This window comes from Oleiphilus sp. HI0128 (assembly GCF_001635365.1).
Map to the genome: position 1 here is coordinate 15,168 of NZ_LWGG01001097.1, position 12,428 is coordinate 27,595.

The 12,428-nt window shown below is 44.5% G+C and carries 12 protein-coding genes; 3 read left to right on the plus strand and 9 right to left on the minus strand.

Going from position 1 to position 12,428, the window contains the following annotated elements; all coding sequences use genetic code 11:
- Window position 1: 1 nt before the first annotated feature.
- Together A3763_RS18705 and A3763_RS18710 are read right to left on the minus strand one after the other, a co-directional pair.
- Window positions 2-1,711 (minus strand): glutamine--tRNA ligase/YqeY domain fusion protein, encoded by a 1,710-nt coding sequence (locus A3763_RS18705; RefSeq protein WP_068554097.1) that lies wholly within the window; start codon window positions 1,709-1,711, stop codon window positions 2-4.
- Between the two features lie 135 nt (window positions 1,712-1,846).
- Window positions 1,847-3,190 (minus strand): serine hydrolase, encoded by a 1,344-nt coding sequence (locus A3763_RS18710; protein ID WP_197470058.1) that lies wholly within the window; start codon window positions 3,188-3,190, stop codon window positions 1,847-1,849.
- Window positions 3,191-3,393: 203 nt separating this feature from the next.
- On the opposite strand from A3763_RS18710, the gene A3763_RS18715 reads away from it, so the two are divergent.
- The 3 genes from A3763_RS18715 to A3763_RS18725 are packed head-to-tail and all read left to right on the plus strand — an operon-like array spanning window position 3,394 to window position 5,880.
- A complete protein-coding gene (locus A3763_RS18715; protein WP_068510343.1) occupies window positions 3,394-3,912 on the plus strand; it encodes a peptidylprolyl isomerase in 519 nt (172 codons plus the stop codon).
- Between the two features lie 9 nt (window positions 3,913-3,921).
- Window positions 3,922-4,668: a UDP-2,3-diacylglucosamine diphosphatase gene (locus A3763_RS18720; protein WP_068510342.1), complete on the plus strand. Its 747-nt coding sequence runs from the start codon at window positions 3,922-3,924 to the stop codon at window positions 4,666-4,668.
- Window positions 4,669-4,671: 3 nt separating this feature from the next.
- Window positions 4,672-5,880, plus strand: coding sequence for an NAD(P)/FAD-dependent oxidoreductase (locus A3763_RS18725; RefSeq protein ID WP_068634576.1), 1,209 nt, complete (start codon window positions 4,672-4,674; stop codon window positions 5,878-5,880).
- Between the two features lie 137 nt (window positions 5,881-6,017).
- On the opposite strand, the gene A3763_RS27695 is transcribed toward A3763_RS18725, so the two are convergent.
- The 7 genes from A3763_RS27695 to A3763_RS28880 all read right to left on the minus strand — a co-directional run.
- Window positions 6,018-6,209: a hypothetical protein gene (locus A3763_RS27695; RefSeq protein WP_156495174.1), complete on the minus strand. Its 192-nt coding sequence runs from the start codon at window positions 6,207-6,209 to the stop codon at window positions 6,018-6,020.
- 87 nt (window positions 6,210-6,296) lie between these two features.
- Window positions 6,297-7,340: an AAA family ATPase gene (locus A3763_RS18730; protein WP_068506650.1), complete on the minus strand. Its 1,044-nt coding sequence runs from the start codon at window positions 7,338-7,340 to the stop codon at window positions 6,297-6,299.
- On the minus strand, window positions 7,310-7,909 hold the full coding sequence (pnuC, locus tag A3763_RS18735) for a nicotinamide riboside transporter PnuC (RefSeq protein WP_082865337.1): 600 nt from the start codon (window positions 7,907-7,909) through the stop codon (window positions 7,310-7,312). Before pnuC ends, A3763_RS18730 begins: the two co-directional genes overlap by 31 nt.
- Window positions 7,906-9,252: a hypothetical protein gene (locus tag A3763_RS18740; RefSeq protein ID WP_068506652.1), complete on the minus strand. Its 1,347-nt coding sequence runs from the start codon at window positions 9,250-9,252 to the stop codon at window positions 7,906-7,908. The genes pnuC and A3763_RS18740 overlap by 4 nt, the downstream gene beginning before the upstream one ends.
- Before the next feature lie 2 nt (window positions 9,253-9,254).
- Entirely contained in the window at window positions 9,255-9,845 is a 591-nt protein-coding gene (locus A3763_RS18745) for a hypothetical protein (RefSeq protein WP_068506657.1), read from the minus strand.
- A complete protein-coding gene (locus tag A3763_RS18750; protein ID WP_068506659.1) occupies window positions 9,845-11,611 on the minus strand; it encodes a hypothetical protein in 1,767 nt (588 codons plus the stop codon). Before A3763_RS18750 ends, A3763_RS18745 begins: the two co-directional genes overlap by 1 nt.
- Window positions 11,608-12,428: hypothetical protein (locus A3763_RS28880; protein ID WP_197482972.1), on the minus strand; the 821-nt coding region annotated here is incomplete at its 5' end. The genes A3763_RS28880 and A3763_RS18750, both read right to left, overlap by 4 nt.

The window sequence follows — 12,428 nt, forward strand, 5'->3', positions numbered from 1 at the left end:
CTTATTTGCTTGCCCAATTATCTTTTAAACCAATTGTGCGATTGAATACGACCTTACCTTCACTAGGCTTATGGTCATATCGATCGGCAACAAAGTAGCCTTCTCGCTCAAATTGGAAATTCGCCTCAGGCTCCGCTTTTGCTGCATCAGGCTCAAGGTAAGCCTTAATCACACTAAAGCTTTCAGGGTTAACATGCGTCATAAAATCTTCTTCACCCGCATCTGGGTTAGCATGATTGAAAAGACGGTCATATAAACGCACTTCCGCCTCGACACTCTGCTCAGCAGATACCCAGTGAATAACACCGCGAGGCTTAATTCCTTCGATATTATTGCCTACCGAGTCAGCAACCAAGCTAGCTTTCACTTCAACAATTTCACCCTGCTCATTCTTAACACTTTCTTCGGCCTTGATAATGTAGGCACCACGCAAGCGAACATAATCCCCTAAGACTAAGCGCTTGAACTTCTTACGCGACAAGGTTTGATCTTCAGTGTAATCACTCTTCTCGATGTAGAGTGTTTCAGTAAATGGCAGACTGCGACTCCCTAACTCCGGCTTACTAGGGTGACAGGCAGCATTCAGCAATTCGTCAGCACCCTGGGCGTTATTATCAGCCATGTTAGATATCGTCACCTTAATAGGGTTCATCACACACATGGCGCGCGCAGCATTGTCGTTTAAATCATCACGAATCGCTCGCTCAAGAATCGCCACGTCAATATCACTATTGTTCTTGCTTGAAACAGGGATCATATCGCAGAAGCTTTTTAGCGCAGTGGGCGTAAAGCCACGACGACGCATACCTGATACCGTTGGCATACGCGGGTCATCCCAACCTGAAACGACACTGTCATCCACCAACTTCTTAAGCTTACGTTTACTGGTAACGGTATAGTTCAAGTTCAAACGACCAAATTCGTACTGGCGAGGCTTACTCGGAACAGGTAGGTTTTCCGTAAACCACTCATATAAAGGCCGGTGAGCCTGAAACTCCAAGGTACAAATTGAGTGCGTCACACCTTCAATGGCATCTTCCTGCCCATGAGCAAAATCATAACTCGGATAAATACACCACTTATCACCCGTTTGATGATGAGAAGCCTTACGGATACGATAAAGAATCGGGTCACGCAAATTCATATTTGGTGAGGCCATATCGATCTTGGCGCGTAAAACACAAGCGCCTTCATCGTACTCACCGGCACGCATCTTCTCGAACTCAGCTAAATTCTCTTCAACTGTACGCTCTCGATAAGGACTTTCTTTACCAGGAGACGTCGCCCAACCACGATACTCTTTGGCTTCGGCAGGGGAAAGGTGACAAACATAAGCCAATTTTTGATTGATGAGATGCAAAGCCCAGTCATAAAACTTGTCGAAGTAGTTAGAAGCATAACGCACCTCACCCGACCAGTCGTAGCCTAACCACTTAACATCTTCCTGAATCGCATCAATATAGGCCTGCTCTTCTTTTTCAGGGTTGGTGTCATCAAAACGAAGGTTACACTCACCGCCATACTCTTTCGCTAAACCAAAGTTCAACCAAATAGAACGAGCGTGACCAATGTGTAAAAAGCCATTCGGCTCAGGAGGAAAACGCGTAACAACCTTGCCGCCATGCTTGTTATCGGCAATGTCCTGCTCGATAGCCTGCTGTAAAAAGTGCTTAACTTCGGTGTCTTTTTCAGGAGTGTTTTGTTCTGACATGCTGGGTGATAATCCGACGAAAAATAAAACCCGACATTATATAGAAATCGATACTAATAGAAAGTAATCAACGGGGTCAGACTCGATTGAAATTCAATCGAGTCTGACCCCGTTGATTCCAGAGTGGCGTTTTAGCTATTTCACTGTCGCGCCCTTTGGGCAATGCTTATCAATCTTGTTCATAAACCTAAATAAGGTCGGAATGTTATTGGCTACAATCGGAACCCCTGTCGTCAACAAAGACACCGACACATCACGCACCGGGTCGGCCCAGCATAGTTTATTGATCAAACCAATATGTCCAAATGATTGAGCGCTGTGTTTACCCCACATACCGAAGGGCTCACCGCCCAACATTAAGCCAGCACTGTAGCGCATAGGCAGCATAAGTGTTTGATCAAATTGGATACTGGAATATTCCTGAGTAAAGCGCTTAACCGTCATTGGGTGGCATACGCGGTTGCCTTCCCATACACCGTTATTCAACAGCATTTGGAAGAAGCGGCCTATCTCTTCTGCGGTTCCCATAATATTGCCAGCAGGAATAACCGCCTTTTTAAAACGTGGGTCATTAGTTACACTTTCAACCATATCAAGCGATCCACCCAATGCCCGCTCAATTAAAGCCGAAATAGGATAGAAAGGCCTAACGCCTGTCGCGTGATTATCGGCCACCCGATCAGCATAGCGCTCTTCCACACCATAGCGGAAATACTTCATGCCCATCGGTTTTCTGACACGCTCATCCAAGAAGTCTTGAATACTTTTTCCGGTAACCTGCCTAACCACACGTTCAAGAATATAGCCACCCGTCAAGGCGTGGTATGCCAACCGGTTGCCTTTTGAAGACTGAGGCTTGGTCTCACACAAGATGCGCCAGATTTCATCGTTATCCCACAAGACTTCAGGGGGAACACCTTTCGGTAATCCAGGAACACCCGCTCTGTGGGACAAGACCTCGTGAATCGTGACATTCTTTTTGCCATTCTTACCAAACTCCGGTGCATAGAAGCTAATAGGATCATGCAGATGAACGAGTTTATCTTCAGAAAGCAGGTGCATCAAAAAAGCCGTAACTGCCTTAGAAGCGGAAAACAAACAGACAGGAGTATTAGGACGCATAAGAACACGAGCATCACCTTCTTGTGCGTCAGGACCATTACCAACCGCATGACCAATCGCACGATCAAGTATTACTTTTCCTCGTCGGCGCATACTAATTGAAACGCCTGGGTACAACGCAGTGCTATAAATATCCTCCACCGATTTCCAAATCGCCTCAACGCCTTCTCTGGTCATACCAACTGATTCTGGGTCAGCCTCGTTAACACAATCGGAGGTAATCACAGAAGAAAGCGACGAGGGCATATCAATGGTATGACTCACCTTTTGTCGAATCTGCTTATGTACCCCTTTATAGAGAGAGGCTTTTTTAAAGATATTCCCTGCATCGGTACTCATATTCATTCCACTACTCATTGTGCACCCTATTCTTTTATATTCTGCCTAAACGATAAAGCGATTAATAAATTAGAGCAATAACTCAGATCAATTTTGTCATTAATAATTGAGTATTTTTTCAGTTTTTTAACTATCACCGAAGCCATAGCGATTCAAAGCCAATTTATATACAATGCGCCTGAACAAGTTCTTCTACATTATCAACAGGAAAGCCAAGACTCATGATCTTATTAAAAACCAACCACGGTGATATCACACTTAAGTTAGATTTCGAAAAAGCGCCAGTGACTGCTAAAAACTTCGAGCAGTATGTTAAAGAAGGTTTTTACAACGGTGTTATCTTCCACCGAGTGATCAGTAACTTCATGATTCAAGGTGGTGGTTTTGAGCCAGGCATGAACCAGAAAACTACCCGTGAAACTATCAAGAACGAAGCAAACAATGGTCTAAGCAACAAGAACTACACCGTTGCCATGGCTCGTACTATGGACCCTCACTCAGCGTCTGCACAGTTCTTTATCAATGTTAAAGACAACACGTTCCTAGACTATACGGCTGAAACAATGGAAGGCTGGGGTTATGCAGTATTTGGTGAAGTCGTTGAAGGTCAAGACGTTGTCGATAAGATCAAAGGCGTTAAGACCACGACTAAAGCTGGCCACCAAGACGTGCCAGTTGAAGACGTGATCATTGAAGAAGCTAGCGTTCTTGAAGGTGAAGCAGCTGAAGATGGTGAATAAGACCTCGTCATGAGCACTTATTTTATTTCAGATCTGCATCTGGAAGAGTCACGCCCTGATATTATCAGGGCTTTCTTTTTATTCCTCGACTCTATTCAAAACGATGCTGACAAGCTCTATATTCTTGGTGATTTCTTCGAAAGTTGGATTGGTGACGATGAAAACACCGAACTTCAGCTTGAAGTAAAACAGCGCCTCAAAGCCCTCAGTGAGCAAGGTTGCCAACTTTTCTTTATGCACGGTAATCGTGACTTTTTAGTAGGCGATGTTTTCGCACAAGAAACTGGCGCCACCCTACTTGATGATCCATGTGTTATCGACGTAGCAGGCGAACCAACACTGCTTATGCATGGCGATAGCCTCTGTACTGCTGATACCGGCTACATGAAATTCAGAGCAACCATTCGTAACCCCGCTTTCTTGGCTCCCTTCTTAAAGCGCCCGATTGAAGAGCGAAAAATCACAGCTCAGCAACTTCGAGCAATGAGCCAAGCGAATAACCAGGATAAAAGCACAGAGATCATGGACGTAACGCCTGAAGAGGTGATTCGTGAACTTGAAGCACATAAGGTTCAACACATGATACACGGGCATACTCATCGCCCAATGATTCACGAAGTCGAAGCAAACGGCTTACCAGCTGTACGAATCGTATTAGGTGACTGGGACAAGCATGTTTGGTATCTGAAAGTCGATCAAGATGGCGAACATCACTTTAAAAACTATCTTCTCGAAGAACAAAACCCGAATATATAAACAATGAGCAAACACCCTCACTTTGACTCCATTATTATTGGCGGGGGTGCCTCAGGTTTAATGTGCGCACTAACAGCCGGTCAACTTGGCAAGCGCGTTTTGGTTCTCGACAGCAGCAATAAAGTCGGCAAGAAAATATTGATGTCTGGCGGCGGCCGCTGCAACTTTACCAACTACTATGTAGAGCCCAGCAACTATCTTTGCAGCAACCCTCACTTTGTAAAATCTGCCCTTGCGCGCTACACCCAATGGGACTTCATCGGCCTGGTCGATAAACATAGCATCCCTTATCATGAACGCTCTCATGGCGAGCTGTTCTGCGATAATTCAGCAAAAGATATTCTGAAGATGCTACTCGATGAGTGCAGCGACGCCGGTGTCGAGATCAAAACCAAATGCCAGGTGGAGTTTATCGAAACCCTAGACGAAAGTGATGAGCAGCGCTATATACTTCGCTCTAACGCCGGTGTTTTCACCTGCCGTTCCTTGGTGATCGCAACCGGTGGCCTATCCATTCCTACACTAGGTTCAAGCGGCTTTGGCTACGATATTGCCGAACAATTTAACCTGCCTCTCAAAGAACGTTCAGCGGGATTAGTCCCTTTCATTTTCACCGATCAAACCAAAGCGCTTACTGAACGCTTATCAGGGTTAGCGGTTGACGTGACAATGGAAACCAACGGCACCACATTTCGAGAGAACATGCTGTTCACTCATCGCGGCATTAGCGGCCCTGTTGCCCTACAATGCTCCAACTATTGGAAGCAAGGCGACCTTATTCATATCAACCTGTTACCTGATCTAGATGTTGAAGCCACACTACTTGAATTCAAGTCATCGAAGCCAAAATCTCTTCTCAGGAATATATTGTCTGAACATTTCTCCAAAGCCTTTTGTTTAGAACTACAAGCTCTATTTTGGAAAGCTGAAGCAGAAAAACCGATGGGCGAATTTACCGACAGCACCATTAGATCGATTGCCACTCACCTAAACAACTGGACACTAAAACCCGCCGGAACAGAAGGCTACCGGACCGCTGAAGTCACCTTGGGCGGTGTCGACACCGATGTTATTGCTTCCAAAACAATGGAGTGTAAAACCCAGCCAGGCTTATATTTTATCGGTGAAGTGCTTGATGTCACTGGCTGGCTAGGCGGATTTAATTTTCAGTGGGCCTGGGCTTCTGGTGTTGCTGCGGGTGAGAGTGTTTAGCTTGTACCGAGTGAATTAAAACGAAGACATGCTGAATAAAACGAAGACAAAAGTTGGCGGACTTTCAGCCGAAAAATCACATATCCAATTGTTTTATATATAAATAGCTAATATTTAGCTTTGTCTTCGTTTTTTAGTTAAACGTTTGCAATTCCCTTTCTCGATAAGATTTCATCGACCATTCCTGAATATTCGCATGCAGTTTCAGTCATTGATAATAGCTGTTTGCGCAACAATTCCTTTAGCATCTCATTTTCTTCCTGCATATAACGCTCGTACAAATTGCTTACTTCTTCAATCTTCTCCATTTTATTCAAAATTAAAGGCAAACGATTTCTTGAGTTTAACTCCAAAATGCGAATCGATATTTCTGCACAACTGCTTCCAGATAACCAACAAACAATAGGCCCATGCTGCTACTCCGGCAGGAGTTCGATGACGCGGTTCATTCTAGATTCCAACGAACCGCCTAAGATTTCAAATGCAACGTTGCACTTCGTTAGCTCTTCTAAATACCAGCTGTGCTGCCAGAACCTGAAGTCTTCATCTTTTCTGGTGCCGTCTTGGACCAATGGAAAGTCTGGCTCACATAAAAATACATGATGGTATGGGCGTTCAGCGAAAGCGCTTATTATATTACAGCGCTGCTTAAAAAGTGCATGTGAATAGCAAAGCGTTGTAACAGGAGAAGTATCACAAAAGATATACCGTCTCGCCTGTCTCTGAGCGAGATCCTCTTTATGAGTCTGTGTAATGCAAATATCTATCAGATCTTCTGGCGTAAGGTCGCCATTTTTTTCTTCCCATAAATCTCTGCCGTATTCTTCAACCAGCGGCTCATTAAATTGTTCAGAGAGAAGCCGAGATAGCTTTGATTTACCTGTTGATTCAGCCCCTAGGAAAACAATCTTTTGGACGCTAAAGTCAGCTTGGACAGATTGATCGATTAGCCCATTGTCTTGGTTCCGAGTAGAACGCATAAGTGAGCCACTTACCGGATAAGTTTCCCTGTTGAGGTCGACACAAACATGCTCGACAGGAGAACCAAAACCAGTCGCTGGATCACTCAGAAATTGAGCGAAGCCATCCCCATATTCTTCACTCGTAAAGACTGCATCAACTTCCAAACCAAACTTGTATGAAAGAAGTCGATAGGTGAAATGCCGATGCATATGGTCAGCTTCACTATTGCTGGGCATTGGAAGATTCCAAGCGCTATGAGCTCGCCAAGACTCGACCGTGGCAGCATCAACACACAGAACGCTAGCGGATGGAAAAACTGATTTTATCCAATGCTCTCTTATCTTGGCAGAGCAGGATGGAAACTCAGGCCTTGAGTAGCTGATGACGACAACATCTTCACACTGATTAAATGCGTTTTGTATTAGATACTCGTGCCCTTTATGAAGAGGTGAAAATTTTCCAACGACTAATCCGCGCTTAAAGGGCTTTGTTGCCAAGTCTTTTCTCCCTTATTTTCACTCCTGTATATTTTTATCCACGAATACAGCCCATACCACGCATTGCACCAGAACAAGCCGTACACAAACGCCGTCAGATAAAGCTCTCGGGAGAAGTAAAGCGGGACAGCGACGGTATCTACGATCAACCAGCAAACCCATGTCTCTAGCCTTCTCTTCATCAAAAGAAACTGCGCAAGAACGCTAAACATGAGAACAATTGAATCGATAAATGGCGCGTACGCATCCGTCATCTCATGCAAAAGCCATCCATAGGCTAAGGTTGCTAAGACTGCAGCTGCTATGAATGAAACGAAATTTGTCATTTTGGTTCGCTGAATCGGGTGTAATTGTTTTTTAGCCCCCCAATACATCCAGCCATAGATGCTCGTGAGTATGAAGAACACCATCAGCGTGACGTCTGCATAGAGATTGACCTGATAGAACAGAACGGCAAACAAGCCGCAGCCTATGATACCAGTCCACCACGTGTTTACATTGTTTCTCGCTGCCAATATGACGCTGATAACAAATACTGCGTTTGCAGACCATTCCAAATAGCTAATCAAAATATGTTCCTTAAATCACTTGAATATTGAATTATTTTTTTATCGCTGCTTACTTTCTCAAACAGATTGATCTGAACCTGTTGGCCAAGCTTAGTTTCCAATAACTGTTTAATTGAATCCGAATACGTCTCATTCGGCAAAGTTATAGTCAGTGTACCTTCTGCATATTGATGCAAAGAAAACTGAGATAATGGAAATTTCTGTAGCATATGCGTGACATCAACATTGTTAAGCCATACACCATCTTTAGTCTTATACTGAACCGGCGGCCGCCCTTCTAGATCTCTGATGTACCAATGCCCGTCTTCAAGCTCGAGTCTTCCAAAATCACCGGTGCGATAACGTATCAACGGCAGATAATCGTTAAACCCACCGGTCAAAACAATCTCCCCTCTTTCTCCGCAATCAACCGGATTGCCATTGGCATCAAGGATCTCGACTAGAAGTTTTGACTGAAGAAGTCGAAAGCCTTCTTTGCCGGGCACACTGCAACCTACTGGCCCAACCTCATTCAGAGAATATAAATCTAAGATCGGACACTTATACCGAGATTCAAAATCATCCCGAACTGCTTTCAACAAAGTCATTGACGTACTGAGTATTGCCTTCGGCCGATGCCTAAACGGGATCATTGAAAGTTCTGACAAAGATATTGGGTCGCCAGAGATAAGGTCTGGTTTGTTGAGGTCGATGTAAAGCTCCCGATCATCAGGACTACCCCAATCGTTTGGATGAAAATTTAACTTCAACAACGCTTTATTGTTCAGATAGGGAGACACAGACGCATAAGTGAAACAACTCTCTTGAAACCCTGCCAAGATAACAGCGAGATCACTTCGGAACTCTCCCGTATCCACGTAATTCCACAATAGAGCTTTCTTATGATAAGCGCTGTATCTTGCTGCGACGATGGGATGAGATGGTATCGTTAACGCGTGCCCAGTTGTACCGGATGTTTCATAAGCAATTATCCGATCAAGAGGCAAATGATCAGGCACAAAATCAGTGATACTTACACTCAAATCTGAACGATCAATTGTTGGATAGTCTTCGAATCTTTGGACGCTTTTATCGTAATGTTTATAGAAAGGAACACTCTCAAGGCATTTTCCTAGAAAAGGATCGATCCATTTATTTTCGCCGGCGCAGGCTGAAGCATTAAGATTGGTTTCTTCACGGGTAAAATGACCTAATTCGTCTAGCTCATGTTGAGCCAGATGATGACCTGATTGATTCCTGAATATTGGCGCATGAGGCTGATCAACCAAGTGCTTAAGACGAGCACTTCCAGACTCGTCTAAATTTGGCATACGCTCATAATCATTCCAGGGCGCTGCTTGCATGATTATTCCCGTGTCATCTTGTCAGCCGCTTCTTTGGCTTTTTGTTTAGCTAAAGCAACTCGAAGATCGTGAGCTCTTTGCTCTGCTACTTTCGCGGCTTTGAGAACCTTCATTCTTTCCAGCGAGCTAACCGCTTGTAATCTATCTTCAGCTTGGTTGTTTGTCTCTCCTTTTGGTCGCAGGTTTATGGAAGACAGTACAACTCGAATAAACTCTTCTCTTCTATCAACATCATTGATGTATACCTTGTTGGTTCCAGCTTGGGCCAGTTCTTTAGCTGTGTTTTCAAAGGCATCCAACAGAAGAGCCAGTTCAAACCTAAAGCCCTTAAAGCTGTTATCCATTAAAAAATACGCGATCAACATCGTTGCGCGATACCAATCACATTGCTCATAAGGCCGTTTAAAACGAGTGAGTTCTGATGCTCGCACTGAGGTGCTTAAATCATATAGAGCATCATGAACTAGAGCATAAAAGTAAGGTGGTAATTGAGGGTTTAACAATTCTTTAGGGAACTCGGTTAGCCGATGGTGCAATACGTTGATATCGGGGCCTTCGGCACTACCATTGCTACGAGTTATGAGTTGAGTCATTATTCTGCTCCCTCATAGTGTTTTCTGCTAAATGCCCGAGCAAAATCAGTCATCGCTTCCCAAGACGTCACCGGGAATATATCCCAACCTTGTTGAGCCTCGGCTTGCTTTAAAGCGGCATCATGGTCCGCCATCCATTTATTGTTAGGTGGCAAGGGATAATCCCAGTGTAAATTTAACACCATCGTACCGCCGCCCTTTGCATTCTCTAATGCCTGCTTAGATATACCCCAGCCTGAGTTACCTTTTTCATCCGTGTCAAAAAGTGTTGTGACGCCATCATCCGACAAAATCACAATATGGGAGTTTCTAGTCCTTGGTTTCTCTATGTGGGTCTTTCTTAGAATATGTATCGGGAATGCTGTTGCGCCGCCCAAGTAGTCAGTCAAAACATTGAGAATTAACTCTTCGTTCCTTACAAAGCCATTGGTGGTTTTGAACTGCCTTGCGCCACTCCATAAAGTGACTTGAACTGCAGCACCGGCTCTCAGTGCTGACAAGCATAGAATAGCGCCAGCAATCGTCGTGTATGACGTATTTTGTTGTGGGTTTGGCATTGAGCCAGAGCAATCTACATATAAATCTAAATCGCAAGGTTCTACCTCTGGCTCTGCACCCTCGTCAAATCCCCATTCTCGCTTAACGGTGGTAACACCCGGTATTACCTTTTGACTCATGGACATTGAGCTAAACCAGTCCACATCTTCAATTGGCTCCCCCGGTTCCCAAAGAGTTGTTCCTTCCGGAATAAGTTCGGTTTTCACGAGCTGCCTCTTTGATGGAAACGAAACCAGATGTGGTATTGAGCGCTCACGGTAATAACGCACTGCGATTTGATGATCTGATAGGTCGATACCTGCGGATTTTAAAATTTCCCCATACTCGAATGGTTCACGATACTGGCCATTGCCATCTGATTGTGAGCTTTCACCTAGGTTAGATTCCCTTGCTCCTGCCTCATTTGCGCTCGCATCGCCGATCAAATCTGGATCCATTGATGGGTGAATATTATCCATTTCACCCTGATCCTTATTGATCAAGCCGGAAGGAAACTGCCCGGCTCCAGCATGTTTTGTATCCATTAACTTGGCTATCTGATCTGCCGTATTTTTTTCTTCAGCCAAGTAAGGCAATAAGAGGGACGCAAATCTAGACGCCCCCTTAAGCCAATCCTCTGCATAGACCTTTATAATTCTCGCACCCAACCATGCATCTCCCTCCATGGCATCAGAATCCGACTGCCCTCCTAGAGAGCCCGATTTAAGCTGCCATAGATGCTCATAGATACGCATGTAAAGATGCCATACTCGGCTATTCGATCCCCCTTGATCTATTCGCTTGTAGACCTCGTCCATTCTGAGGCCAAACTGACGCTGGAGATGGTTGTTAATTAGTAGGTCTGAATACAGGTTGGCGACCATACCTGCCTGGTTCTCTAACGTAGGAAGGCAGACATGGATTCTCGCTATCATACGGGCATGATCTGTGAGTGTTGCTGGCGAAAGAATATGGTGACCAATCTCGTGAGCAAGCACTTCAACTGCATAGTCTTGAAGCTTGTATTTGGTGATCGCTTCTAAATCAACTACGACAGCCTGATCATTCAAACGGATCATGGCAAAGCTACCAGATAAGCCCTGTTTTGAAGCTTCTAGATGCGTCTCACATAAAAGTGGGTTTCTTAATTGTGTATAGCGACTCCACAAAGCAAGCGCTTCACTCCAGGATGACTGCCAACGCTCTAAAAGCGACTCGTCGGTTATCATGATGAGCGACCTTTACTTGTATTCAAGACCGCAGATCCCGAACACTCAGTAATGATGACTGAGAAAGTCTCCGGCGAGGTAAATACGAGTGTATCGTCAAGTTGTGCGACCGAATTGATATCTGTAAGGTCGCTGAAACGGCCGAGCGATATGAGTTTTGGGTTGTAACTTATCTGTTGATCTATTTGTTTTAGGTCTTCAGGTTGTAGATTATCGCTGGGAATGAGTGTCGCCCCAAATGAATCGGCATAGAGTCTCCAAATATGCGTGTCAGAAAGAACATACAGTTGGTCACCTTCAACGAAGATCTTGGGTGGCAACGGAAAATCTCCGCCAACAAGGCTGCATTTGCCAACGCGGTATTTTTCACGAATCTCCGTACCGTTTGTGCTTGTCTTTATTTGTTGAGGTTCAAACCATCTACTCGTTTTTAATTGATCAAAGTGGTAATTCAGATCGTGACTGTCAGAGAGCTTAAATAGTTTTCTGGTTACTCGGTCTGGTAGCTCATTGATTTTTTTCAGCGCTATCTCTCTATACTGAGCCAATCCCGCCAACCAAGCACAAACAACGCCTGTTGTCTTGAACTGTTCGATTGAGTTGATTTCATCACAAGACTTAATCATCAGATCAAGCCAGGCATTCGGCTTATATTCCCCAAAAGCCAAAATGTTGTTTAGAGAATTACTCGTTCCTGCAAACAGTTCGCTCGGGCTTTCCTTTAAAACTGAATCAACCCTTGGATATAGGTCATTCCAAACTTTGAATAATAATGCTTTTTTAGTCTCTGATTTCAGCCAATTAAAACAGGCCAGCT

Bases quoted from the DNA above. Each gene is read 5' to 3' on its own strand.
- A3763_RS18715 (WP_068510343.1), top strand. From the start codon at position 3,394: ATGATCTTATTAAAAACCAACCACGGTGATATCACACTTAAGTTAGAT.
- A3763_RS18710 (WP_197470058.1), bottom strand. From the start codon at position 3,190: ATGAGTAGTGGAATGAATATGAGTACCGATGCAGGGAATATCTTTAAA.
- A3763_RS18725 (WP_068634576.1), top strand. From the start codon at position 4,672: ATGAGCAAACACCCTCACTTTGACTCCATTATTATTGGCGGGGGTGCC.
- A3763_RS18705 (WP_068554097.1), bottom strand. From the start codon at position 1,711: ATGTCAGAACAAAACACTCCTGAAAAAGACACCGAAGTTAAGCACTTT.
- A3763_RS18740 (WP_068506652.1), bottom strand. From the start codon at position 9,252: ATGCAAGCAGCGCCCTGGAATGATTATGAGCGTATGCCAAATTTAGAC.
- A3763_RS18745 (WP_068506657.1), bottom strand. From the start codon at position 9,845: ATGACTCAACTCATAACTCGTAGCAATGGTAGTGCCGAAGGCCCCGAT.
- A3763_RS18750 (WP_068506659.1), bottom strand. From the start codon at position 11,611: ATGATAACCGACGAGTCGCTTTTAGAGCGTTGGCAGTCATCCTGGAGT.
- A3763_RS18720 (WP_068510342.1), top strand. From the start codon at position 3,922: ATGAGCACTTATTTTATTTCAGATCTGCATCTGGAAGAGTCACGCCCT.